At 71.9% G+C, this 26,671-nt stretch carries 12 protein-coding genes, 1 tRNA gene and 1 pseudogene; 10 read left to right on the forward strand and 4 right to left on the reverse strand.

The window, feature by feature from the left end:
• Positions 1-233: 233 nt before the first annotated feature.
• The 5 genes from murA to PV789_RS28475 all read left to right on the forward strand — a co-directional run bounded on the left by murA (position 234) and on the right by PV789_RS28475 (position 6,305).
• On the forward strand, positions 234-1,529 hold the full coding sequence (gene murA, locus PV789_RS28455) for a UDP-N-acetylglucosamine 1-carboxyvinyltransferase (RefSeq protein ID WP_274978280.1): 1,296 nt from the start codon (positions 234-236) through the stop codon (positions 1,527-1,529).
• Between the two features lie 251 nt (positions 1,530-1,780).
• Positions 1,781-3,046, forward strand: coding sequence for a transcriptional regulator (locus tag PV789_RS28460; protein ID WP_274975373.1), 1,266 nt, complete (start codon positions 1,781-1,783; stop codon positions 3,044-3,046).
• 102 nt (positions 3,047-3,148) lie between these two features.
• Positions 3,149-4,558: an AAA family ATPase gene (locus PV789_RS28465; RefSeq protein WP_274975374.1), complete on the forward strand. Its 1,410-nt coding sequence runs from the start codon at positions 3,149-3,151 to the stop codon at positions 4,556-4,558.
• A complete protein-coding gene (locus tag PV789_RS28470) occupies positions 4,555-5,184 on the forward strand; it encodes a hypothetical protein (protein ID WP_274975375.1) in 630 nt (209 codons plus the stop codon). The genes PV789_RS28465 and PV789_RS28470 overlap by 4 nt, the downstream gene beginning before the upstream one ends.
• A 530-nt stretch (positions 5,185-5,714) precedes the next feature.
• Positions 5,715-6,305 (forward strand): hypothetical protein, encoded by a 591-nt coding sequence (locus tag PV789_RS28475; protein ID WP_274975376.1) that lies wholly within the window; start codon positions 5,715-5,717, stop codon positions 6,303-6,305.
• Between the two features lie 212 nt (positions 6,306-6,517).
• Here PV789_RS28475 and PV789_RS28480 read toward each other — a convergent pair.
• Positions 6,518-7,555 (reverse strand): annotated as a pseudogene (locus PV789_RS28480) (NsdA family TPR-like regulatory protein); the annotation flags it as partial.
• Positions 7,554-8,633 (reverse strand): histidinol-phosphate transaminase, encoded by a 1,080-nt coding sequence (hisC, locus tag PV789_RS28485; RefSeq protein WP_274975378.1) that lies wholly within the window; start codon positions 8,631-8,633, stop codon positions 7,554-7,556. The pseudogene PV789_RS28480 and the gene hisC, both read right to left, overlap by 2 nt.
• Before the next feature lie 213 nt (positions 8,634-8,846).
• On the opposite strand from hisC, the gene PV789_RS28490 reads away from it, so the two are divergent.
• A complete protein-coding gene (locus tag PV789_RS28490; RefSeq protein WP_274975379.1) occupies positions 8,847-9,530 on the forward strand; it encodes a hypothetical protein in 684 nt (227 codons plus the stop codon).
• 136 nt (positions 9,531-9,666) lie between these two features.
• Here PV789_RS28490 and PV789_RS28495 read toward each other — a convergent pair whose 3' ends face one another.
• Positions 9,667-10,815, reverse strand: coding sequence for a MauE/DoxX family redox-associated membrane protein (locus PV789_RS28495; RefSeq protein ID WP_274975380.1), 1,149 nt, complete (start codon positions 10,813-10,815; stop codon positions 9,667-9,669).
• Between the two features lie 3 nt (positions 10,816-10,818).
• Entirely contained in the window at positions 10,819-11,790 is a 972-nt protein-coding gene (locus PV789_RS28500; protein WP_274975381.1) for a hypothetical protein, read from the reverse strand.
• Positions 11,791-12,318: 528 nt separating this feature from the next.
• On the opposite strand from PV789_RS28500, the gene PV789_RS28505 reads away from it, so the two are divergent.
• The 4 genes from PV789_RS28505 to PV789_RS28520 all read left to right on the forward strand — a co-directional run bounded on the left by PV789_RS28505 (position 12,319) and on the right by PV789_RS28520 (position 26,670).
• Positions 12,319-12,846 carry a SigE family RNA polymerase sigma factor gene (locus PV789_RS28505; RefSeq protein ID WP_274975382.1) on the forward strand — a complete coding sequence of 176 codons (528 nt, stop codon included), beginning with the start codon at positions 12,319-12,321 and terminating at the stop codon, positions 12,844-12,846.
• 131 nt (positions 12,847-12,977) lie between these two features.
• Positions 12,978-13,066, forward strand: a tRNA-Ser gene (locus tag PV789_RS28510).
• A gap of 126 nt (positions 13,067-13,192) precedes the next feature.
• A complete protein-coding gene (locus PV789_RS28515; RefSeq protein WP_274975383.1) occupies positions 13,193-13,582 on the forward strand; it encodes a hypothetical protein in 390 nt (129 codons plus the stop codon).
• Between the two features lie 98 nt (positions 13,583-13,680).
• A complete protein-coding gene (locus PV789_RS28520) occupies positions 13,681-26,670 on the forward strand; it encodes an ADP-ribosyltransferase (protein WP_274975384.1) in 12,990 nt (4,329 codons plus the stop codon).
• Position 26,671 lies beyond the last annotated feature (1 nt).

Consider the following 26,671-nt stretch of genomic DNA (forward strand, 5'->3'; position numbering starts at 1 on the left):
TCTTTGGCCGTTTGGCGGGACTCCATCCCCCGATCTGCGGGTATACCACGTCCTGGACCGGTACATGCGAACGGGTGCTATAGAGTTCTCGCGAACACCGGTTCACTGGCCGCGCAGGTCACACGCATGATGTCGCAACGTTCCAGGGGAAACCCGCGTCTCATACGCACACAGGCGAAGCCCGACGAGGGTGACCTTTTTTCCACATCTGCCTCACAAAGGAGCACATGAGCATGGGCCAGGAGGTTCGTTACCGCGTCCGCGGCGGACGCCCCCTCAGTGGAACGGCGTTCATCCAAGGCGCGAAGAACGCCGTCCTGCCGATGATCGGGGCCGCCCTCCTCGCGGCCAGGGGCCGTACGGTGCTGCGGAACGTCCCGGTCATCGAGGACGTCTACCGAGCTCTGGAACTCGCCGAGCACGTGGGTGCCAAGGTCGAGTTCCACGAGGCCGAGCGCACCGTCGTCATCGACGCGTCCAAGCTCAACGACCCCGAGCGGGCCGTCCTGCCCGCCGAGATCGCGGCCCGTTTCCGCGGCTCCGTGCTCTTCGTCCCGGCGCTGATGCACCGCACCGGCCGCGCCCGCATCGAGGGCGTCGGCGGATGCAACCTGGGCAGCCGGAACCTGGACTTCCACTACCGGGGCTTCGCGCGCCTGGGCGCCGAGGTCACCGAGGACCCCGAGCGCAACCACATCAACGTCGAGGCCAGCAACCTCCGCGGCGGCCGCCTGTACCTGGACACTCCGTCCCACACGGGCACCGAGAACCTCATCATGGCCGCGGTGCTGGCGCCCGGCACCACGGTGATCGAGCACGCGGCCCTGGAGCCCGAGGTCATCGACGTCATCAACTTCCTGAGCGCCATGGGCGCCAAGATCAGCGGCGGCGGCACCGGCTTCATCACCGTCGAGGGTGTCAAGGAACTCACCGCGGTCGAGCACACCATCATGTCCGACCGCATCGACGCGGGCGTGTTCGCGATGACCGTCGCCGCCACCGGCGGTGACGTCAGCCTCGTGGGCGCCCAGCTGGACCACCTGGGCGTGGCCCGCTGGAAGCTGGAGCAGATGGGCGTGGGCTTCTCCCAGGAGGGCGCCGTCCTGCACGTCCACCGGGACCCGTCGGTGCCGCTGCGGCCGATCAACGCCGTGACCTCGCCCTTCCCGGGCTTCGCCACCGACCTCCAGTCGCCGCTGATGGCCCTGGCCACCCTGGCCGAGGGTGAGAGCTACATCCACGAGGCCATCTACGACGGCCGGTTCGCCCTGGCCGACGAGCTCACCAAGATGGGCGCCAAGATCGAGGTCGAGGGCACCCGCGCGATCGTGCACGGCACCACCAACCTGCGCGGCACCGAGGTCATCGCCCACGACCTGCGCACCGGCGCGGCCCTGGTCCTCGCCGGACTGGTCGCCGAAGGTGAGACAATCGTGGCGCCCGGCTATCTGGTGGACCGCGGTCACGCTCAGTTCGCGACCCGGCTCGCTGCGCTAGGCGCTGACGTGGAGCGCGTCGTCGTCTCGTAGGGAGCCGAAAGCGCAGTTCAAGCCGGGGTGGGAGCCCGCCTCCCACCCGGGCTTTCGGCGTTGATATGGAAAACGATCTTCTTTGGCCCCGCACAATGGGTACGATCTCGGCAATCATGCCGTGACAGAGATCGGGTCGGGAAACCAGTGGGCGCACATAGTGAAGAGCGTGGAATGGTAGCGGGGAGCAACCCGAGGTGAGTGCCCAGCGTACTGGCGATTTGACGATCGGCGTCATAGGACCCCATGAGGTGGTCGAACGGGTCATGCTCATGGGTCCGGGGTCCACGGGGCCCCTCAACGCCAGACTCATCGCCGCCGCGTACCGAGATGAGCAAGAGGCGACGGACAAGGTCGTCAGGCTGGGTTCGGCGATCGACGCGTACCTGTTCGCCAGCCCTGTCCCCTACGAGTTCGCGCGCAAGGCCGGTGTGCTGACGATGCCCGCCACCTTCGTGCCTCTCGGCGGGGCGAGCCTGCACGAGGCCCTGCTCCGAGCGACCCTGGACGAGCGCTACGACCCGACCAGAGCCAGTCTGGACGTGCTCAGCCGCGCCGACGTGGTGGAGGCCTACTCCGAGGTCGACCTGCCCGTGGACGGGATCCACGTGCACGAGGAGCTCACCAACACCGCGCAGCTCACGTCCTTCCACGAGGGGCTGTGGCGCCGCAAGGCCACCAGGATGGCCATCACCTGCGTGCGCGGGGTCGCCGAGCGCCTGGAGGCCATCGGCGTGCCGGTGGTCCGGCTGCGGCCCACCAACGCGGGTGTGCGCAGCGCCCTGCAGACCGCGGGTCTGCTGGGGGCGCACCACCGCCTGGAGGAGGCCCAGCTGGGCGTGGTGGTGGTGGACGTGCCCACCCTGCGGGACTCGACGCGGCGTTCGACGCCCCGGTACTGGCGGGAGGAGCTGCGGCTGTCCCTGCACCGGCTGCTGCTCCAGGAGGCCCACCGGATCAACGCCACGGCGCACCGGCTGGACGACCATTCGTTCATGGTGACGGCGACTCGCGGGTCGCTCGTGACCGCAACCGAGGGTTTCCGGCAGCCGCCGTTCGTGGAGCGGATCAAGGCGGAGCTGGGGATCGCGATCGAGGTCGGCATCGGCATGGGGCGGACCACCCAGGACGCCGAGGCCCACGCCCGGGCCGCGCTGAACCGCGCCCAGGCGTCTCGGCAGAGCTTCGCGGTGGACCGCGAGGGCCGTTCCCTGGTGCCCGCCCAGCGCGCGCCCGCACGGCAGTCCTCCGAACCGCTGCGGACCAAGGGACGCGAGACGCTGATTCGGCTTTCGGAGAAGATCGCCGAGGAGGACGGGCCGCTGGTGGTCGACGCGGAGAACGCCGGGCGGATGCTCGGTGTCACCTCCCGGACCGCGCGCCGGCTGCTGCGGACCCTGGTGGAGGAGGGGCTGGCGTGGCCGCTGCCGCCCAACCGGACCCTCCAGCCGGGCCGCCCCCGCCAGCTGTACCGGCTGATCGTGGAGAAGCTCGACAAGGACGCCGCGGGTAAGTAGCCGCGATGTCCGTGGACCGGGGTTGGGCTTCTCGCCCTCCCCCGGTCCCCGTACGTCCGGCCCGTCGAACGCGGGCCGCAGGGTCATCGAACGGGGAGTGCGGTGCTCACACGGCTGGAGGTCGACGGGTTCAAGAACCTGCTGAACCTCGAGGTGGACTTCGGCCCGTTCACGTGTATCGCCGGCGAGAACGGCACGGGCAAGTCGAACGTGTTCGACGCGATCCAGTTCCTCAGTCTGCTGTCCAGCCGTTCGCTGATCGAGGCCGCGTCCGAAGTGCGGGGCACTGACCGTGAACGCTCGGGCGACCCCCGTGAGCTGTTCTGGAACGGTTTCGGCTCCCATGACCGGCGCATGCACTTCGCAGCGGAAATGCTCGTCCCCGAGCGCGTCGAAGACGACTTCGGCCGTGAGGCCAGCGCGACGAGCACCTACCTGCGCTACGAACTGGAACTGGGGTTCCTGCCTCCGTCCGGGGCCGACAAGGTCGGGCGTCTGACCCTCCTCGGAGAGCGGTTGAAGCACATCAACCTCACCGAGGCGCCCCGTCGCCTGCGTTTCCCCCACAGCAAAAAGGACTTTCGGGACTCCGTCCTCAAGAACAAGCGCAGCGGCCAAGCCTTCATCTCCACGACATACCAGGACGACCAGCCCATCATCAGTATTCATCAGGATGGCGGGAGCCGAGGTCAGCCCAAGCCCGCTGCGGCGTCCAGGGCACCGGCGACAGTGGTGAGCACGGTGACGAGTAGCGACGATCCCACGATCCTCGCGGCGCGCAGGGAGATGCAGTCCTGGAAGCGCCTGGCGTTGGAACCGACCGCCTTGCGTACCGCGGACAGGTACACGGACCCACAGACGATGGGGGCGAACGGGCTCCACCTGCCGGGAACGCTCTTTCGCATCTCGCAGCAGGAGTCGCACGGCGATGCCGACCGCGTTTTCGCACGGGTGTCCGGCAGGTTGGCCGACCTCGTAGGGGTCTCCGTGGACGAGCTGCGCGTTGTCGAGGACGAGGTGCGTCAGCTCCTGGCCGTCGAGTTGCAGGAGGCCAACGGTCTGCGAATCCCCGCACGCAGCCTCTCCGAGGGAACCCTGCGGTTTCTGGCGCTGTGTGTCCTCCTGGAGGACCCCTCCGTACAAGGGCTGCTGTGCATGGAGGAACCGGAGAACGGTATCCATCCCGGCAATCTGCCCGCGATGGTTGACCTCGTCAAGGATCTCGCTGTCGACCCCTTCCAGGAACCGGGCGAGGACAACCCCTTCAGACAGGTGCTCGTCAACACGCACTCGCCCGGAGTCGTCCAAGTCGTCGACCCCGCCGACCTCCTCTTCGCCGACAGCGTCCGGCGCAAGCGCGCCGACGGGCAGATGACCCACGCCCTCAGACTGCGTCCCATCACGGGAAGCTGGCGAGCCAGGACTCCGGGCAACGTGTCCGTCACACGACCGGATATCCTCCCCTACCTCACTGCCCCGCCCGGTGCCCAGTTGACTCTGGAGGGGATGTGACCATCCGTATCCTCTTCCTGGGCGAGGGGTCCAGCGATGACGGCATAGCTGATCACATCGAGACCATTGCTGCCGATCGCGGTGTAGAGGTGAGCATCACCAATCCGGAGCTGGACCGGCTGGGAGATGTGGGTCATGCGCTACCGGACAAGCTCGGTGCGGTCAGGGCTCTCGGTGGCGAGTACGAACTCGTCGCTGTTCATCGAGACGCGGACGGTACGGGCCGTCAGGCCCGTATGAGCGAAATCGAGACCGCGGTGCGTGAGCACATGCCGCAGGTCGTCCACGTACCCATCATCCCGGTGCGCATGACGGAGGCGTGGCTTCTGGTGGACGAGAGCGCGATCCGCAGGGTTGCCGGGAACCCCAACGGACGTTGCAGGCTCGGGTTGCCGCCCTTGAAGCGGATGGAGTCGGTCAACGATCCGAAGGCCGAACTGAAGCGGGCGCTGGCCACGGCCTCGGAGCTGACGGGAAGAAAACTCGAACGGTTCAACCGCCGGTTCTCGGAGAACCGGCGGCAACTCCTCCAGCGTCTGGACTCGGATGGTCCCATCACGACGCTTCCATCCTGGCGAGCGTTCGTCCGGGATGTGGAAGCTGGTCTTCAGTCCCTCGGATGCTGAGACCATCGATCCCTCGGTGCCGTCAGCACCTTCCCCAGGTTGTCGACAGCCCTGTTGCTTCCCCGCGCGTGTACGTGGCTGTCAGCCGCGCGAGTGGATGAAGGCACCGGGACTGGCGAAGCTCGCCCTCAGAACGCCTGTGAGACGCGTGAAAGCGTCGCACGGGGGCGCGACCACGACCGGGGGGCGCCCCGTCCGTGTGCGCGGCTGTGGAGCCGTGTGAGCGCCGTGTGAGCGTGCTCGGGGCGGCGGTTCGGCGTGCGCGGGGGCGGCCGGTTCGGCGTGAGCAGGGCGGGCGGTGGAGACGGCCGGGAGGTGGCGCACGGCCGTCCACAGGCTGTGGAAGCCGGTTGCCCGCCGGACGGGCTCGTTGGGACCCTGGAACACGGGGGCGCCGCACGGCGGCCACGGCGGACCGCAGCGCCCCCGGATCGAGGCTAACCCCGCCCCGCCCGTCCCCACCAGCCAGCGTCCACAGGCTGTGGACAATTCAGGTGACCCGCGACCGCCCGCCTGTCAGGCTTGCGCGCATGAACGACCACGAGGACCACGACGGCGGCGGCAGCGCTCCGGGCAACGGAAGCGGCGGCACCGGAACCGGGCGCCGACGCCTCCTCCTCATCGGCGGCGGCTCGGGCACCGGCAAGACCACGGTCGGCTGGGAGGTCTCCGTCATCCTCCAGCGGCACGGAATCGCCCACTGCGTCCTGGAGGGCGACTACATGGACCAGGTGCACCCGGCCCCGCCCGGCGACCCCCACCGGGGCGGGATCACCGAACGCAACGTCGCGGCGGTCTGGGCCAACTACGCGGCGCTCGGCCACCGCCGCCTCGTCTACACCAACACCGTCAGCGTGCTGGAGGAGGACATGCTCCGCCGCGCCATGGGCGGCGGGGACATCGGGGTGACCCGGATCCTGCTCACCGCGGGCGAGGCCACCGTGCGCGCACGCCTGGCGGTGCGCGAGACCGGCTCACAGCTGCTCCCCCACGTCGAACGCAGCCTGAGGGCGGCAGCCCGCCTGGACGCCGAGGCGCCGGCGGGAACCGTGCGCGTGGCCACGGACGGCCGCACCGTCGAGGAGGTCGCCGCCCGGGTCGTGGCCGCCGCCGACTGGTGAACCCCGGCCCGCCGCGGTCGGCCCCACGGGTCACCGGCGCCCTCCGGCCGGACGCCGCGCGGCTCCCGGGCCGCCCGCGGGCCGAGCGCCTGGAGGAAGCCGCCGCCTGCCCCCTGGGCCTCTGCCGGGAAGGTGCGCGGCCTCGTCCACAGCCTGTGGACAACCTTCGGCCGTGCGCAGACACAGAAGCACGGACGCACGGCCCCGAGGGCCTACAACGGGGCCTCCGGGGTCCCCGCGCCGGACCGTTCCGCGCACCACCGCGCGGTGTCCCGCAGGGATGGGCGGTCCCGCGCCGTGTCGAGCAGCCGGACGGCCTCGGCGAGCCGCCGCTCACAGCGCACCGACGCCACGCTCCCCAGACCGGGCAGCACGTCGCGCACCAGCACGGTCTCCGCCTCCTCCCACGACCGTGCGCGCGCCAGCGCCCACAGCCGGCTCACCGCGGCGTGGAACAAGAACCGTCCGCTCCCGCCCGTCCCCGCGGCCCGTCCGCCCGCCCCGATCAGCTCCGCCACCCGGTCGAAGGCCTCGACGGCCGCGCCCGGCTCACCGGCGTCGGCGCCGACCATGCCCCGGTGCCAGGCGATCTCCGCCTCGGTCAGCCACCACGTCCACGCCGGATCGCCCCGGCGCGGCCCCTCCAGGTAGCGGCTGAGGGTCTCCCCGATCAGCTTCCGCGCCCGGGTTCGCTCGCCCTCTTGGGCCGCGGCACGCGCCAGTCTCAGGGTGAACAGGGTGCGCACGCTTCCCGCCGGTCCCGCCGCCAACGCCGCCTCGCACACCCGCCGGGCCTCGGTCGGCCGCCACAGGTGGACGTCCTGCATCGCCAGCTGGCTGAGCGCGAAGTACTCCATGGAGCGGTCGCCCGCCCCGCCCGCGGCGTCCAGCGCCGCCAGGGTCATCCGCCGGGACAGGCGCTGGCGTTCGGCGTCGAAGGCCACCCAGCCGGTGACCTGGTGCAGTTCGGCGGCCGCGGCGAGCACGTCCGCAGAGTCGGGAAAACGCGTGCGGACCGCGCCCCGGGCACGGGCGGCGGCGCGCGCCGCGGCGTCCACGGTGTCGCGGGCGCCGCCCCGGGTGTCCAGGGCGATGACGCGCGCGCTGACCGAGCGGACGGCCTCGGCGACCCGCTCCGGCGGCGCACGGAGTATCAGCGCCTCCGAAAGCCCGAACGCCTCAGGAGCCACAGGGTTCACCAGCCGGTTCCCCGCCCTGTGAACGGCGCGGGGAACCGGCACGGCGGGGCTAACGGCGCTTGCCGTAGGAGGTGGCCACCGCCAGGAACGCGTCGTTCTCCTCGGGGGTGCCCAGGCTCACCCGGGCGCCCTCCCCCGCGAACGGGCGCACGGAGACGCCCTCCCGCGCGCACGCCTCGGCGAAGTCGAGCGTGTCCTCGTCCACCCGCAGCCACACGAAGTTGGCCTCGGTCGGCGGAACCGTCCACCCGGAGGCGATGAGCGCGTCGCGCACCCGCCCGCGCTCCTCGACGGTGGCCGCCACGCGCTCCAGCAGCTCCCCCTCGGCGGCCAGGGAGGCGATCCCGGCGGCCTGGGCGAGGTGGTTCACCGCGAACGGGACGAGGGTCTTGCGGACCGCCGCGGTCACCGGGGGGTGACCCACGAGGAAGCCCAGGCGCACGGCGGCGAGCCCGTAGGCCTTGGAGAAGGTGCGCAGCACGGCGATGTTGGGCCGGTCGCGGTACAGGGAGACGCCGTCGGGCACCCGCGGGTCGCGCACGTACTCGCGGTAGGCCTCGTCCAGGACCACCAGGACGCTCTCGGGGATCCGGTCCAGGAAGGCGACCAGTTCCTCCTCGCGCACGGTGGTGCCGGTGGGGTTGTTGGGGTTGCACACGAGCACCATGCGGGTGTTCTCGGTGACCGCGTCGGCGATCGTGTCGAGGTCGTGCGCCTCGTCCCGGAGCGGGACCCGCACCGAGGTGACCCCCGCCAGCTCGGCGAGCAGCGGATAGGCCTCGAAGGAGCGCCAGGCGTAGACGACCTCGGCGCCGGGCTCGCCGACGGCTTCGAGCAGCTGCTGGAGCAGGCCCACCGAACCGGCCCCCAGGGCCAGGTGCTCCTCGGGAACGCCGAGGCGGCGGGCGAGTGCGGAGGTGAGCTCGGCGGCGCCCGGGTCCGGGTAGCGGTTGAGTTCGGCCGCGGCCGCGGAGATGGCCTCACGCACCGACGGGAGCGGCCCGTAGGGGCTCTCGTTGGAGGACAGCTTGACCGAACGCCCGTCGGGACCGACGACCTTCTTGCCCGGCTTGTAGGGCGGGATGCTCTCCAGCACCGACCGCAGATATGGCGATTTCGACTCCGACACCGTTGTCCTTCCTCAATACTTTGTGCTAACCCCGCGACACGCTCAGCGACATCGCGTCCGGGTCGGTCACCGCTCCCAGCGGAAATATCGCACAAACGAGGAGATATCACCATGCACTTGCGTCCTTGCCCCACGAACTCGGCACGGAACGACGCTGGTCAGCTCCCCGGGCCGCGCGAGAGGCGAGGACTCGTCCGGTCATGGGCCCTTCCCGTGGCCGTGCCCGTCGCGGTCCTGCTGAGCGCGTGCGGCGGCGGCGCCGCCGAGCAGGCCGCCGACCCCGGCGCCGAGGCCGCGGAGGCACTGCACGAGGCACAGCCCCTGCACGTCCGCGACGCCACCTTCGTGGCCGAGAGCAGCGAGCGCGGCACCTACTCCGAGCTTGCCACAGTGCGCTACAGCGAACAGGTGCGGGCCTCCGCCGAACTCGACAAGCCCGAGTGCCTGGACGCCGCCAACCAGTGGGCCGCCCTGGACGGGGTGCGCGACTCCCCCGCCTCCGTGGCTGCCTACGAGTGGCCCGAGGGCGCGGTCACGCACATGCTGGTGCGTCTGGACGAGGCCACGGCCGCGGAGGCGCTGTCCAGCACGCCGCCGCGGAGCTGCGACGAGTACACCGCCGCCCACGAGGACGGAACCTCGACCGAGTACAGCGTCAGAGGCCTGGAGGACGTGCCGCGGATCGGTGACGAGTCGCGGGCCTTCGCCGTCGAGGTGGAGTCCGGGGACGACAGGAGCCGCATGGTCAGCCTCATGTACCGCAACGGCGACCTCGTCGGCAGCACGTCCGTCCTCGGAGACGGTGAGCCGGAGGACTACGAGACGATGCTCGTGGAGTTCAGCGAGGCCGCCGTGGAGCGGCAGCGGCAGATGCTCGGGCCGGAAGCCGACCGCTGACCACCGGAGCGGTTCCCGGGCCGGGGCCGGGCCGGACCAGGGGCCGGGCCAAGGGCCGGGGCAGGGGTCACGTCCGGACCGGGTGCGCGGCGGCACCGCCGACGGGCCCCGGAGACCGGAGCCCGTCGGCGCGCCCTCATCCGGCCGGGGTCGGTTCGCGCCCGCCCCGGTCCGTTCCGCCGGTGTCCCGCTCAGCGGAGCCCTGCTGCGCCGCGTCCCGGCCGCCCTCCTCGCGTCCGCTCGGACCGCGCTGCCCCGGAACGCGTTCACCCCGGCCCCCGCTCTCCCGAACGCCTTCGTCCCGGGCGCTCCCGTCGGGACCGTCCGCGACGAGGTCCCACACGGCGGAGCGCTCCCGGGCGGTCCGAAGGCTCAGCTCGGCCCTGGCCTCGTCGTGCCGCCACGCGTCCCGCCTGGCGGCCTCCCCCGGGTGGAGGAGCTTGCGCGGCGGGCCGGTCAGCTCGATGCGGGTGACCGCGCCGAAGGAGGCCACCACCGCTCCGCTCTCGCGGTCCACCAGGGCCGCGCGCACCGCGGTGCCGCGCCTGCCCCCGGCTCTGACGGCGTACACCACGTCGACCCGGCGGCCGTGCCGCACGCCGTCGTAGCGCAGGAACCTCCAGCAGCCCTGGCGCCACACGTCCTCGGGTTCGGACCCGAGCATCACCGGTTCGTTGACGCGCCACACGTCACTGCCGTGCAGGGTCCGCACGGTACGGCGCAGCGGTACCTCGCGCAGCGCGCAGGGCTCCTCGTGCAGGGTGCGTGCGGCCGCGGTGCGCAGTTCGGGGCTCAGCAGCGCCAGGACCAGCAGTTCGGCGCCCAGGACTCCCGCGTGCAGCGGGGTCGGCGAGGCGACCACCTCCCAGCCCGCGGGTTCCAGGCCGAGCGTGGCCGGGGCGGCGGCCGACAGCAGCCCGGCCCGGGTCAGCGTCCGCCAGCCGATCGGCGCCTGGCTCAGCCCGCCGAAGCAGCCGCAGCCCGCCTCGGGGTCGCGCCTGCGGATCACCACCAGGACCACGACCGAGACGGCGAACACGGCCGCGGTCAGCGCCCGCACCGTCTCGCCCAGCAGGCCGGTCAGCCCGAGCAGGCCGAGCGCCAGCGCGGCCTCCAGCAGGCCGGTGCCGACCGTGGACGCCCGGCGCAGCCGCTCGGGCGCGAGGACGGCCAGGCCCGTGGCGGCCGCCCGCCTGGTGGTCTTGGCGACGGCTCCGGCCAGGAGCAGCACCGCCAGGAGCGGTAGCTGCACCTCGCGGGCCGCCTCGACGATCTCCGGCAGCATCGGTCATCCCTCCCCGTCGTGGACGGTGACGGTCGCGTTGAAGCAGCCGTCCTCCAGCCGCCCGCCGAGGGCGACGAAGCCGGTCATGGTGAGGGAGGCCAGCCGTCCCGCGCTCTGGCCTCCGCAGGAGGAGCACAGGTCGCACAGCCAGCTGTCTGCCGCGGCGCAGTCGACCACGGGAAGCGCCGCGGACTCGTGCGTGCAGTCGTTGCGCAGGCTCAGGGTCGCCCCGGTGGACAGCAGCGGCAGCGGAACGCAGGAGGTGCGCCGGTCGCAGGGCCCGTCGTGGCCGACGGGGTCGAGCGCCGGGTAGGCGATCCCGTCGACGTGGGCGCGCGGGTCCGCGTGGGAGGAGCGGCCCCACGCCGGGTCGTACCAGGTGGCGACGCCGCTCAGAGTGGTGGCGCGCCGGCGCGTGGGCGGCCGGTGCGGTGTGGCGCCCAGCGGATAGGGCGGCTGGGTCGTGGCGGGGCGCACGGCCAGTACGGCCCCCTCCTCCCAGACGCCGACGGCGTCGAAGACGTAGCCGGGTTCCAGCCGCGGGTGGCGGACGGAGATCCGGCCCGAGGTGCGGTAGGGCAGGACGACGGTCTGGCGCGGACGCCCGTGCCCGGGGTCGATCTCCAGGGTGTCGCCGTCGCGGCTGACGATGACGCCGGTGGCGCGGGCGGCCTGGGCCCACACGCGTGCGGCGATGGGGTGGCCGCCGGGTACGCGCAGCACCACGGCGTCGTCACCGGCGCGGAGTTCGCCCGGTCCTACTTCCCCGCCCCGCCAGAACACGGTGGAGCGGTCGTACATGAAGTGCTCCTCGCCGCCAGGCACGGCCAGGCAGAGGATGCGCGCGTTGGCGCTGACGACCACGCCGCGCGCGACGCGGTGTCCGAGCGGTGTGGGTTCGGGTGCGCTCGCGGCGCCGAGCACCGCGGCTGTGAACCTTCTGCGGTCCCGTCCGATCTCGGTGGTCACTGACATCTCGACTGAGCCCCCTCACCAGTACGACTCGTCGCTTCGTCCCCGTTGTCCAGACATGTTCTCGGTGCCGCGGCCCCCACGACACGTGGGGCACCCCATGGAACCAGAGAGCGGATTCCGCGCACACCGGGCTTCGCACATCGGGCGACTCGGGATCGCCCCACCACAGCCTGTCGTTACAAAGCTACGCATAGAACCCATAAATCTAGAAAGATTCATAAACACCCACAAGATCCCCCAAACCACAGGGGTTCCCGTTCGTTCACCCCGGCTCCCCTCCACCGGCGGTACCGGTCCCCGAGGCGAGGCCCGGCGAACGGCACCGGCCCGTGCCACGGGCTTGTCGGCCGCCAGTGCCGCGACTCGCCGGGGGCGGCGCGCGGACACGACGGAAGGCCGGACGCCCGCGGTTCTCCGGCGGGCCGTTTGTCGGCGCGTGGGACACACGTGCCCGGATGTTTGCGTCGGCTGTGTGAGAGTTGGAAGGGAGGAACACGACGAAAGCCCACGCAGCGCCCGTGAAGGTCGGTGGTCGGCGTGACAGGGACGACCCGGACGCCCCGGTACGACGAGTTCAGCCACTACGTGGCCGAGCGCGGACCGGCCCTGCTCCGGATGGCCCGGTCGCTGACGGGCAGCCACGCCGACGCCGAGGACCTGCTCCAGGCGGCCCTGGTCAAGACCTTCCTCGCCTGGGACCGGATCGCCAACCCGAAGGCGCGCGACGGCTACGTGCGCAGGGCCATGGTGAACACGCAGATCTCCGAGTGGCGGCGCAACCGGCTGGACGTCTACCCGACCGACGAGATCCCCGAGCAGCGTGTGGACGATCCCACCTGGCGCAGCGACCTGGCCGACGTGGTGGAGCGCGCCATCGACCGCCTGCCCTCCCGGCAGCGGACCACGGTGGTGCTGCGCTACTACGACGACCTCACCGAGGCGCAGATCGCCGAGCGGATGGGGGTGACGCTCGGCACGGTGAAGAGCACGCTGTCCCGCGCCGTGGACAAGCTGCGCCTGGACGCCGACCTCATCATCGAGCGCACCATCGGCTGACCCGCTCAGGCCGGTCCCCAACCGCATCAGCGGGCGGCGCCCTCCCGGCCCCGCCCGCACCGGCCGCGGGGCGCGGCGGGGGCATTCGTTTTGCGCAACCGTCCGTGGTGTCTGTAGGCTTGTCCCAGCCAGGAGGATTCGCCTAGTCAGGTCTATGGCGCCGCACTGCTAATGCGGTTAGGGGGCAACCCCTTCCGGGGTTCAAATCCCCGATCCTCCGCAGGTCAGAAGGGGGCTCACCCATCGGGTGGGGCCCCTTCGTCGTTCCATTCCAGGCCGTGTGAGGCCAAACGGTTGGCCACGACCTCACACCGCGCCCAACCGTGGCCGACGGGGAATGATCGCCGTGGTCGCCTCCGCAGCCGCCGCCGCGGCCTCCGACACCACCGGCGTGTACGTGTCCGCGGTGGAGCTGTGCCGGGAACGGCCCAGCGTCGCCGACACCACCTTGGTGCGCCGCTACCTGCTCCCCGAGCTGGCCAAGCACCACGCCATCGACGTGTACGAGATCGAGACCGCCCACAACCCCATCCGAGCCAGCCGAGTGGACGGCGCGGAGATCGACCCGCTGGCCGCGAACAACGAGGTGGAGTTCACTCCGCTGTGGGTCGACGTGCCGTTCCCCGAGGTGCCGCGGGTCGCACAGGAGGAACACGGCCGTGGACGACATCCAGGCCACCGCCGCCGCAACGCACCCGTGACCTTCGGGAACCCACTGGAGAATCCCAGAGTATGATCCCAGGCCGGGGAATGGGGCGCCGATCCGCGCGGGTTCTCCCGGTGTTACGTTCGTGGCCGCGTAGCGGCGACAGGAGGTAGAGGAAGGAGTCGCGTATGCCGTTGGACCCGAACATGTCCGACTCCTCACGCGACGCCATCAAAGTCCTCACCGGCATCAAGGTCCCCCGCGCCGGCCTCTACCAACTCGGCCACGCCTCCGAGATCTACAACAGCCTCACCCAACGCCTCAAACACCTCGAAGAACTCCTCGCCCTCAGCCGCTCCCACGCCCGCCGCCACTTCGACGGCAAAACCGCCGACAGCTACGAACGCTCCCTGGACCAGTTCACCAAGGGCGAGAACAACTACGTCGGCTCCGCCCAGGACAACTCCACCGTCATGTCCACCGAACTCTTCAAGGCCCGCGCCAACGTCGAGTACATGCACATGATGGTCATCGGCCAGTTCATCCAACTCCTGGTCGAGATCGCCTGGGCCATCGCCACCGCCAAGTTCACCTTCGGCGCCTCGCTGAAGTGGATCCCCGTCTTCAAGGCCATCCGCAGCCTGGCCATGCGGCGCATCCTGACCTGGCTCGCCTTCACCGTGCCCAGCCACCAGATCCTCAGCCAGATCTACGCCAGCATGGACAGCATCATCCAACGCATCCAGATCGGTAAGGGCACCCGCCACAACAAGGACCGCGAACTCACCAAAAGCTCCCACCTGGGCGCCATCGGCGAAGGCCTCATCTCCGCCTTCGCCGCCCTGGGCCTGGACACACTCTTCGGCAACAACCTCGTCAACCTTCTCAAGACCGGCCTCAAAGACCTCCACGGCCTCCCCGACCCACCACCCCTGACCCGCACCGGCCCCGACGGCGGACCCCCACCCCCCGGCCCCCTCAACAACACCCCCGACACACCCCCCGGACCACCCAACGGGGGCCCCGACGGGCCCCCCACCGGCCCCGTCAAAGACGACCCCCCCACCGGCCCCGTCAAAGACGACCCACCCGCCACCAACCCCGACCGGGGACCCGACACACCCACACCCAAGGACGACCCGACCAGCGGGCCACCGGCGTCCCCGTCCCTGAACCAGGACCTGGCCACCCTCTTCACCCGCCACAACGAAGAACTCCTGGCCCCCTACCACCCCGGCAGCCCCATCGGCGCAGGCGCCTTCGACAACGCCGCCAAAGCCGCCGCCGCCCGCGAGGAGTTCGCCGACCTCTTCGCCCGCCACTTCGGCGACCACCTCGGCGAGAGTGCCGCACGCAACCTGGGCCGCGACTACGCCAACACCCTCACCCGCAACTGGAACAACCCCGCCCTGGGACAACAGCTACGCCAGACCATCGGTGACCGCCTACCCCCCCACATGCGCGACCACCTGGCCGACGTACCCGTCAACCTCAACCGGCCCCTGGCCGAGTACTTCTCCACCACCGGCGCCTACGCCCAGCAGACCGGCGGCACCATCGGCTCCGGAGCCCTGGAGGGCTACCTCGGCGAAGGCCTGGGCAGCGTCATGGACGGACGCGGCTGGGAAGCCTCGGTGTGGTCGGCCACCGCGGGCGCCTCCCAAGCAGGCATCCAACAAGGCGCCACCGACAGCGCCCTGCACGGCCTGGACCTGTTCAGCCACAGAGACCACACCCCACTCCCACCACCCCAAACCGAAAGCAACAGCTCTGCCGGGAGAGGGTCCGGAGCTCCCGGCAACGGGAACGGCTCACCCCTCTTCGAAAGCGGATCCGAACGGTGGGACGACGGGTCCAGCGGAGAGAACCGGGGCGGGGCGGACCGGGAGGACCGCGGAGGCGGACGCGAGGGCAACAGCGGTCCCGACCGCGACAGCGACGAACCCCCTGCCCCTGAGTCCGGCGGCGGGCCCCAACGGGGAGACGAACACGACGACGGTCCCGCCCCGTCCCGTCAGGGCGACGAGTCGTCCCCGTACGGCCGCAACGAATCCCCCGAGGTCGACGACGTTCCCGACCTGGTCAGCGACACCGACAGCGAACCGGGCGACCCCGACGACCTCGGCCCGAACGACAACGCCCGCGTACGCGAGGACGAGGACACCCGCGCCCCACTCCCCGGTTCCCTCACCACCCCCGACCCCGCCAAGGACCCCCTCGGTACCACCGACACCAAACACCCCGGCACGAGCGACGACCTCTTCCACCCCGGGATGAACAACGGCCCCCTCGCCGTCAACTTCCTCAACGCCATCACCCCCGACAACCCGGGGATGAACACGCCCCCCGGCGTCGAGCAGACCACACCCGACCCGGGCAACAACGGCGGCACGAACACAGCCGACCGCTCCACCCCCACACCAGAGCAGCAGCACACCCCCGCCCCCGTCACCGTGGCACCGCCAGCCGGCCACACCACCCCGCCACCCGCAAGCGCACCGCAGAACCCGCCCTCCGACAGCGGCGGACGCTCGCCCCAGCGCACCGGCGACACCCGCACACCGGACCCGTCCGCGCAGCAGTCGACCGGCGACGACGCGCGTAGCACCGCCGAGAGCACGTCACAGCCGGACACCGCACCCGCACCCGCACCCGAGCAGCGGACCGCATCGGAGGACGTCCCGCCGTCTACGCCGCCCGTCGCCGAAACCGGCAACGGCCAGCACGACACCGACCTCAGGACGGAGAGCGCGCCGCCCCAGCCGCCCGTCACCGAGAGCGGGGGCGACCAACACGACACCGGTCCCAAGTCCGAGAGCGGACCCCCTCAGCAAACAGAGGACACCGGGCACACCACTCCCGAGCGCGACGCCGAACAGTCCGCCGAGCGCGACGAGGACGACGGCGCCGAGTCCGTACACGGGGAGGACCCCGCCGAAGAGGGGGGCGGCCAGGAGCAGGACGGCCAGGAGAGCCGCAAGGACGCCCCGCCCGCCACCGAGGCCACGACGCCCGACACGACCGAGGGCACGCCGGTCCCCACGCGGAGCACGGCCACGGACGCGCCTCCGGCACCGCCCGCCGCCGGACCCGACCGCGCGGCGGACAGCGGACCCGACACCCCCGGCAAGGCGCCCACCGACCCCACCGCTTCCGGGATCGACCCGCGCGCCGACGCCCGCGCCGCGTCGGTCCTGGACCGCCTGCCCGAACTCACCCGGGCCCTCGCGGACAACGACATCCCCGGAGCCCGGGCGCTGGGCGCCGAGTTCTGGAGGCAGCTGCGACCCGTCGAAGGTCCGGACCCGGAGAACCGCTCCATCCACGAGGCGCGCACGCTCGCGCAGGCACTGGTGTACACCGTCTCCGACCCCTCCGACAGGCGCGTCCCGCTGAGCGGCGAGTCCATCCCTGCCGAACGCGTCCGGGACGCCGAGGTCCTGGCCCGCGGCATCGGCCGCCACCTCCAGGACCGCCACGACCCGGTCCGCGCCCGGCTCTGGCAGCCCGGCGGGCGGCTCACGACGGACTACGTCCAGTACGCGATGCAGGACCCCGCGGACCGGGGACCCTCCCCCTACGGCGCACCGGACACGGTCAAGACCGTCAACACGGCGCTGGTCGACGGCGACGAAGACGCACCGGCCCCGGAAGGACGGTCCGAGGAGCCGCCGACACCGCCCCGGACAGCGACCGACACACCGCCGGCGCAGCCGCCCCGTCCCGCGAGCGGCGCACCCCCGAGCGACCGGATGGAGCCGGAGCCGGGGGAGCGCCCCGCGGACGCCTCGCTCCTGGACACGTTCCACAGCGCCCTCAACGAGCAGCCCCCGCCCGTCCGGAGCGGACCGGTGACCGGGGAGGAGTCCTCCGACCCGGGGGACGGACCGCCCCCGCAGCCGGTTTCAGCCCGATCGGCGCCCGAGCCGAACACGGACGACGAGATCACCGTGTTCCTGATGGAGACGACGGACCAGGACCCGGCCGAGGAGGACGGACACCTCCCCGAACCCGGGGCGACGCGCGAGCGGGAAGACGGGATGACCGACCTCCTGGGGCTGGAGGACCCGGCCGCCCGCGCCGCGGAGCTCGATGACCCGGGCACCAACCCGCACACCTTCGACGCGCTGCCCCGGGACCAGCGCGAGACCGTCGTCGCGCAGGCGGCCACAGACTGGCTCTCGTCCCTCACCTGGCTCCCCTCGCTCGACACCGCCTCCGTCCGGAACAGGCTGGAGGACCTGACGTACGACGCGGGCGACAACGCCAGCAGTGAAGACCTCAACGGCTGGCCTCTCTACGAGAAGAACGGGAGGCGGTGGCCGACGCTCGCCGAGATCCGGGAGCTCAACTCCCAAGGCGGGAACACCCGCACCCTCATCCGGCTCATCGACGACGTCTTCAAGGCGCCGGACCCCCGCCAACGACTGCGCCACTGGTACGACAACGCGGACGAGGCCGGGGCCCTGGCCAGGGCCGCCGACGGCGCCTACCCGACGGCCGACCAGGTCCTGGACACCCTGCGTACCCTGGACGCCGCGACCGACCGCCCGCTTCCCGGCCCCGTGGAGGTGACCTTCGCGCTGAGCGGGGACGAGGGCCTCCACGGGCTCGACGGGTACGTCGAGGGCGACCCCTCCTCGCTGGTGGGCACCGAGCAGCGGGAGGCGGGGTATCTGCGCACCTCCCTGGACCGCTCACCGGCTACCGGAGGCGACGGCGACGGTAAGGTCCTGGTCCACCTGAGCGTGCCCGAGGACGGGCGCGGCCTGTGGATCGGCGACAGGGCGGGCACATCCGACCCGTACACGCTCCTCCTCCCCCGCGGCACCGGCTACCGCGTCACCGACGTCACGGAGTCGGACGGGATCGTGGAGATCACCGCCGTGGCCCTGCCCGCGGAACCGCGACCGGTGGCCGCGCCCCCGACAGAGCCCGCCGCCGTCCACGACGATGCGGACCACGAGGGCGACGAGACCGACGACGGCGCGGAATCGGACGACTCGGACGCAGAATCGGACGAATCGGACGACTCGGACGCAGAATCGAACGACTCGGACGACTCGGACACGGACACCGACGACAGGGGCACCCTCGACGAGAATGGCATCCGCCGCTTCGACTCGCCCGGGGAGATCGACAGGCAGGACCGGTGGCTCCAGGACCCGGCGAACAACCCCCACGCCTTCGACACCCTCACCCCCGATCAGCGCGGGATGGTCGACGCCTACACCAGGTCCGCCTGGATCACCCGTGTCGCCCGCATCCGGCCCTTCCTGCCCCAGAACGTCGTGCGACAACTGATGGAGTGGCGCTCGCAGTCCCGGGCCGAGGCGGCCGACCCCGACATGGCGCAGATGGCCCACGGCTGGGACCTGTACGAGGCCAACGGTCTGGCCTGGCCGTCCGTGGAGCGGCTGCGCCAGATCGCGGCCTCCCCCCAGCCGCTGCCCCCGCGGACCCGGGGGCTCATCCGGTACATCCTCGACGCCCCCGACCCCCGTGCCGAACTCGACCACTGGTTCCACAACGCGGGATACGCGGGGGTCATCGCCCGGCTCAACGGGGGCGTCTACCCCGACGCCAACGCGGTCCGGCGGCTGTTCCGCCTCATGGACGGCGCGGTCGACCGCCCGCTGCCCGAGGGCATGGCCGTGTCCCGCGGCATGCAGTCGATCAACCACCTCCTGCGCACGACCGGGGGCACGGACCCCCGCGCGCTGGTGGGCACCGTCCACACCGAGCCCGGCTACATGTCCACCACCCTGGGCGACTCCCCTTTCAAGACGGACGCGGACGGATTCCCCTTCCTGCTGCGCCTGGACGTGCCCCAGGGGATCCGCGGCCTCTGGATCGGTACACGCAGCCACGATCCGGAGCAGATGGAGCTCACCCTCGGCCGCGGCACCACGTACCGCATCACCGGCGTCGAGGAGAGGATCGACCCCGAATCCGGCGGCCCGCAGTTCGTGATCACCGCGACCGTGGTCCCCCTGCCGCGGGCGGTGCCCGACCTCTTCTCGGAGGGGAGCACAGGCGAGGACGGCGTCCGCAGATTCTGGAACGCGGAGGAGGCCCACTGGTACGGCCACCGCCTCCACGACCCGGCGCACAACCCGCACGCCGTCAACGCGCTCCCCCGGGCACGGCACGACCTCGCCCGCGCCCTCAGCGCGCTCGCGGGCGGGTTCGACCACACCAGGACGGACCCGGACGGTGCCCGGCAACTGCTGGACTCCCTGCGCGCGGCGAGCCATGTCACCCCGGCCTCCACCCCGGCGGAGCAGCAGCGGCTCCTCGGGTGGGAGCTGTACGAGGCGAACGGCCTCACCTGGCCCTCCCCCCAACGGCTGCTCCAGCTCCTGCCCGCGGAGCGGGTGCGCAACCCCGCGCGGGCGCAATTCATCACCGGCATCCTCAGGCACGGCCCCCAGGAGGCGGCCCGCAGGCTGAACGGGCTGTACAACGCGGCCGGGCCCGCCGGGGTCCTGGCCCGCGCGAACGGGGGCACCTACCCCTCGCCCGAGAGGCTGCTGGACATGCTGGCCTCCTATGAGGACGCCGTCCGCCGTCCGCTGCCCGACGCGGTCGAGAGCACCTGGTACCTGGACCAGGCGACTGCGCGGCGGTTGCACGGATTCGACCCGCGCGACCCCTCCGCGCTGGTCGGGACCGAGCAGACCACCCGGGGGTACACCGCGGTCGCGCTCAACCCGCGTCCGGTCGGCCCGGGCGAGGGGCCGGCAGCGGTCGTCCGCCTCGTCCTGCCGCCGGGGGCGCACGGCCTCTGGCTGGGCGGCGCGGGCCCCCGCCCCCACAACCAGGAGATCGTCCTCCCGCCGGGGACCAGGTTCCAGATCGACTCCGTGGACACGTCCGGCGACCGACCCGTGATCACCGCGCGGGTGCACGCGCCGGCGGACGACACCGCCACGCCCGCGGTGGTGAATGCGCCGCCCGCCGCCGGGGACGCGCCCGACTGGACGAACAACACCGCCACAGGGACCGCGCCCGACGGGACGAACAACACCGCCACAGGGACCGCGCCCGACGGAACGAACAACACCGCCACCGGGCCGGACACGCTCCGCGCCGGGCACGAACCCGGTGACGGACGGGGCCACGTCGACGGGAACGGGATCCGGAGGTTCCGCACCGAGGAGGAACTCGACGCCTACGACCTGTGGCTCCACGACCCCGCCAACAACCCGCACGCCTTCGCGGCTCTGAGCCCTGAGCACCGGAACAGGATCACGGGCTACACCATCGACGGCTGGCTCAACACCGTGGCCCGCAATTCCATGGACGCGGAACGGGTGGGGATCGTTCTGGACCTGATGCGCCAGGACACCGTCGCGTCGTTCGAGACCAACCCCATGGGCTCGCGCGGCTGGGAACTGTACGAGATGAACGACCTCGCGTGGCCGACCCTGGACCGGCTGCGGGAACTCCTGGAGCAGGGGCGCGTTCCGGAGAGGGCCGAGGGCTTCGTCAGGTACATCCTCGACGCGCCGGACCCGCAGGAGGAACTCGACAACTGGCACGTGCGCGCCGGTGAGGCCGGGGAGGTCGCCAGGTCGAGCGACGACGCGTTCCCGCCCCCGGAACGCACGCTCGAACACCTCCGGACCCTGACGGAGGCCATCGACAGGCCCATGCCCGAGGGGATCGAGGTGATCCGCGGGCTGGAGGAACTGGACCACCTCGAAGGCTTCGACGGCAAGGACCCCTACTCCCTCGTGGGCACCGTCCACACCGAGCGCGGGTTCATGTCCACGTCGCTGGGGCACGAGCTCGCCGGGGTCACGTCCAATTACGCGCACGCGTTGCACCTGACCCTCCCCCGCGGCTCCCGGGGCGTCTGGATCGGTTCGGAGAGCAGGCACCCCGAGGAGCGCGAGATGATCCTCCCCCCGGGTACGACCTACCGGATCACCCGGGCGGGCTGGGGCGGCTCCCGCGGACTGGAGGGCCTGTACATCGAGGCCGAGGTGATCGTGCCGGAGCGTCCGGTTCCCGAACCGGACCAGGCGGGGACCGAGGAGTCCGCCGACCTGCACGTGTTCACGGCGGAGACCGACACGGACGCCACCGTCACCGGCCCCGACGAGCCCGGACTCGGTGCGGACGCGGAGGCCGGAATGGCCGCGCTCCTGGGACTGGAGGACTCCGGGCACGAGAGCGACGGAGACGACGCGTACGACGACCGGCCCCTCCTCGACCGCGACGACTCCGACGACGAAGCGCCGACGGGCCCGGCCGGGCGCACCGACCGGGCCCCGCTCGACCGCACGGACGACGGCGGCAGCACGGTCGCGGCCCCCGAAACGCGCGGCGGAGAGGACCGCGGGTTCCGCACCCGGGAGGAGCTGGACGCCTACGCGGAGCGGATGGAGGACCGGGACGGTGAACCGCACACCTACGGCGCTCTCCCGCCGGAGCTGCGCGCCCTCATCGGCGAGCACACCGCGTACCCGTGGCTCAGCAATCTCGCCCGGCTCGGAACTTCCGACCCGGCGGTCATCCAGGACAGGCTCGACTTCTGGAGCAGGACCAGCCTCGACAACGCCTCCGACCCCGACGACCCCAACGGGTGGGTGCTCTACGAGGCGAACGACCTGTCGTGGCCCTCGCTCAGCCGGGTGCGGGAACTGTACGCCGGGGGAGGCCGCTCCCCTGCGTTCAAGGCGATCGCGGCGGACATCTTCGGTTCCTCCGATCCGCAGCTGCGGCTGGACCACTGGTACGAGAACGCGGACGACGCGGGGGAGGTCGCCCGGGCCAACGGCGGTGTCTACCCCACCGGGGACCGTGCCCTGGAGATCATCCGGGACATGGACGCTGCCGTGGACCAGCCCCTGCCCGGCCCGATCGCGGTGTCCTTCGTGCTGGATGTCGGCCGGGACCTCCCCGGACTCCACGGATACGACTCGGACGACTCGGACGACCCGACCGCCATGGTGGGCAGGGACCAGCGCGAGCAGGGGTACACCACCGTCTCCCTGGGCGACTCGCCCTTCACCACCGCGCCGAACGGCACCGTGGCGGTCGTCCGCATGGTCCTCCCCGAAGACGCCCGGGGCCTGTGGATCGGTGACCAGGGCGCGACGGGCGACCGGTACGCGCTGGTCCTGCCCCGGGACTTCGGCTACCGCATCACCGATGTCCGGATCACCGACGGCGGAATGGAGATCGACGCCGAGCCGGTCTCCGCGGACATGTCGGCGCGGGAGCCGTCCGCGGAGGACGGGGACGACGACTCGGACGCCTCCACAGTCGCGGACGAGGAGTCGCGCCCTCCAGCGGGCGACGGCCGCGGGCACATCGGCGACGACGGATACCGGCGCTTCCGCGCCCTGGGGGAACTGGACGCCTACGACCAATGGCTCCAGGACCCGACCAACAACCCCCACGCCTTCGACACCCTCACCCCCGACCAGCGCGGGATGGTCGACGCCTACACCAGGTCCGCCTGGATCACCCGGCTGGCCCGGGTCCGGCCCCTGTCCCCGACCGGTGTGGCGCGCCAACTGGCACTGGTACGGGGCGAAACCCAACAGGAGGCCGAGCAGCCGGCGACCGTGACGACCGCCCACGGCTGGGACCTGTACGAGGCCAACGAACTCACCTGGCCCACCCTCGACCGGCTGCGCGAGATCCGGGCCAACCCGGAGGGCCTCCCCCCGCGCACCGTCGGACTCATCGACTACGTCCTCACCGCCCGCGACCCCGCCGCGGAGCTGCGCCACTGGTTCCACAACGCCGGGTACGCCGGGGTCATCGCCCGCCACAACGGCGGGACCTACCCCGACGTGGACCGCGTCCTGGAACTCTTCCGCCTCCTCGACGACGCCACCGGCAGCCCCCTTCCCGAAGGCCTGGTCGTCTCCCGGGGCATGCACTCCATCGACCACCTGCTGCAAGCGGCCGGCGTGTACGACGCCGACGACCTCGAAGGCACGGTCCACACCGAGCCCGGGTACATGTCCACCACCCTGGGCGACCGGCCCTTCAAGACCGACGCCGCACCCTTCCGCTACCTCCTGCGGCTCAACGTCCCCCAGGACGCGCACGGCCTCTGGATCGGCTCCCGCAGCCACGACCCAGAACAGCGCGAACTCACCCTCGCCCGAGGTTCCACCTACCGGATCACCGGTGTCCGGGAGACGTTCGACATGAACACGGGCGGGATCGTGACCGTGCTCTCCGCGGAGGTGGTCCTGCGCCCGGAGGCCTTCGCGGACCCGCTCTCGGACGGACGGGTGGACGCGTCCGGTGTCCGACGGTTCCGGACCCCCACGGAGGCCCACTGGTACGCGCACCAGGCCGCTCACGCGGAGAGCGGCATGCCGGGGCTGGACACCCTCCCCGCGGAGGCACGCCGCGTCGCCAAGGCGTTCTCGAACACCCCGTTGCTCGCGGACCTGGCGCTGGTGCCCCCGGGCGACATGCGGACGCAACTCGACCGGTTGCGCTCGATGAGCCGTCCCGAGCAGCCCTCGATCGCGGACTCCCGCGGCAGCAGCGGCTGGGAGGTCTACGAGGCCAACGGTCTCACCTGGCCCACCCCGGAGCGGCTGCGGGAGATCGTGGACGCCGCCGAGGAGGGGACCCCCGGAACGCACTTCCTGCGGATGGTCCTCGCGCTGGGGCGCCCCGAGGAACGGCTGGCCAGTCTGTACCACAGGAGCGGTATGGCCGGGGCTCTGGCCGCGGCCAACGGGGGGACCTACCCCTCCGCCGAGGGTGTGCGGGACCTGCTCGAAACCTACGACGAAGCGGTGGGGCGCCCGCTCCCGGAGGCGGTCGAGACGACGTGGGTCCTGACCGACACCGACGACCTCCGGTTCCCCGAGGGGTACGACGAGAGGGACCCCTCCGGCTTGGTGGGCACCGTCCAGAGCAGTCCGGGGTACACCACGGTCTCCGTGAACCCGGAACCGAAGGGCCTGGGGCACCCCGCGGCGACCGTCCGGCTGACCCTGCCCGAGGGCGCGCACGGGCTCTGGCTGGGCACGGAGGGCCCCCGGCCGTCGAACCACGAGATCGTCCTGCCCCGAGGAATGTCCTATCGCGTCACCGGCGCGGAGACGACCGCTGACGGCCTGCTGCTGACCGCCGAGGCCATCCTGCCGGTGCAGGCCGACACCGCGTCCGGGGCCCGGCCGCCGGCCGTGGAGGAGGCCCCTCCCGCGACCGGCGGGGGGACCGGTCAGGGCACGGCCGCCCCCGACGAGGGGACGGGACACACGGCGCCCCCCGGCGAGGCGACGGGACACACAGCCACCCCGGACGCCTCCGCCACCGACGCCGGGCTCCCGGTCGGCACCGGTACCGCCGACGACGACGGCAGGGGGTACGTCGACGACTTGGGCGTGCGGCGGTTCCGCTCCGTGGAGGAGACCGACGCCTACGGCCGCTGGCTCCACGATCCGTCGAACAACCCGCACGCCTTCGACTCCCTCCACGAGCGGCAGCGCGGCGACGTGCGCAGCTACACGGCCGCCGGATGGCTCAACGAGGTCGTCCGCGAGAACCTCTCGGCCGAGCAGGTCCAGAACGCCCTGGACGAGGTGCGGGAGGCGACCCACCTCGAGACCAACACGGACCCGATGGAGGCCCGCGGCTGGAGCCTGTACGAGCTGAACGACCTGTCCTGGCCCACCGTCGAGCGCCTTCGGGAACTCCTGGCGCAGGACCGGGTGCCCGAACACACCGCGGGCTTCGTCAGGTACATCCTCGACGCGCCGGACCCGGAGGCGGAGCTGGCGGGCTGGCACGAGAACGCGGGTGGCGCCGGTGTCCTGGCGCGGTCCAACGGGGACGTGTTCCCCACCACGGCCGAGGTGGCCGCGTTCCTGGACCGCCTCGACCGGGCCGTCGACCGCCCCCTGCCCGAGACGGTCGAGATGGTCCGCGGCCTGTACGAGGTCTCGTTCCTCGACGGGTACCAGGACCTGAACCCCTACTCCCTGGTGGGCACCGTCCAGACCGAGCCCGGGTTCATGTCCGCGTCCCTGGGCAACAAGCTGGCCGGGCACCACCAGACCGAATCCGGGAACGTCATCCACCTGACCGTGCCCGCGGGCAGCCGCGGGCTGTGGGTCGGCGAGAGGAGCGAGTACCCGAAGGAGCGCGAGGTCATCCTCGCCCGGGGCACCACCTACCGGATCACCCGCGCGGGATGGGGCGGGGCGTCCGGACTGCCGGGGTTCCACATCGAAGCCGAGGTGGTGGTCCCGCCGCCGGAGACCGTTCCGGCCCCGCAGCAGCGGGCCGGGGACACCTCGGACGTCCAGGTGCTCACCGTGCGGACCGACACGGACACCACCGTGACCGGTCCCGAACAGACGGGACTCAGCGGTGGCACCGAAGCCTTCCTGACCGCGCTCCTGGGGCTGGACGACGCCGCGGCCTCCGCGGAGGGCTCCGCCGGTCCCCCGGAGTCCGGGACACAGGCCGCCGGGCCGGACCTGCCCGAAGACCGCCCCGGACGGGTCGACCCCGACGGCGTGCGCCGGTTCGCCACCGACGGCGACGGCGCGGGGTACGGGAAGCTCGTCCTCGGCGACCGGTTCCCGTCCCTGAGCCCGGAGCAGCAGAACTCCGCCCGGGCCTACACGAAGAACGGGCAGTTCTACAACGACTTCTCCCGGAACGCCAGCCCCGAGTCCGAGGTCCTGCGGCTCAGCGAGCAGCGGTTCTTCGGTTCGTGGGTCGAGAAGTGGTTCGACGGGCACACCCCGAGCCGGGAGAACGCGGAGGAGACCTGGGGCCTCCTGCGCGAGGGGATGGACGTGCTCGACCGGGCGATGGAGCCGGTTCCGGAGACGGTCGAGGTACGGCGCTCGGTGTTCGGTGTGGGCTTCATGGCCCCGCCGGGTCAGCCCTTCCACGACCCCACGGACCTGATCGGCACGGAGTTCCTCGAACGGGGGTTCCTCTCGGGGTCGCTGGGGGTCGAGACCGTGAACCGGACCGCCGCATACCAGTTCCACCTGGCCGTGCCCGCGGGGCACCCCGCCCTGTGGATCGGCGACGGCAGCGTGCACCGGTCCGAGAGGGAGCTCCTCCTGCCGCGCGGAACGCGCTTCAGGATCGATGACGCGCTCCAGGACCCCGGCACCGGGCAGTGGACCCTGCGGGTCACCGTGCTGCCGTTCACCCCGCGACCGTGAC

It is taken from the genome of Nocardiopsis camelliae (assembly GCF_028993595.1).
Classification (GTDB): Bacteria; Actinomycetota; Actinomycetes; order Streptosporangiales; family Streptosporangiaceae; genus Nocardiopsis; species Nocardiopsis dassonvillei.

Coding starts and splice junctions, on each gene's coding strand:
- murA (WP_274978280.1), top strand. CDS start 234: ATGGGCCAGGAGGTTCGTTACCGCGTCCGCGGCGGACGCCCCCTCAGT.
- PV789_RS28475 (WP_274975376.1), top strand. CDS start 5,715: ATGAACGACCACGAGGACCACGACGGCGGCGGCAGCGCTCCGGGCAAC.
- PV789_RS28495 (WP_274975380.1), bottom strand. CDS start 10,815: ATGCTGCCGGAGATCGTCGAGGCGGCCCGCGAGGTGCAGCTACCGCTC.
- PV789_RS28500 (WP_274975381.1), bottom strand. CDS start 11,790: ATGTCAGTGACCACCGAGATCGGACGGGACCGCAGAAGGTTCACAGCC.
- PV789_RS28520 (WP_274975384.1), top strand. CDS start 13,681: ATGCCGTTGGACCCGAACATGTCCGACTCCTCACGCGACGCCATCAAA.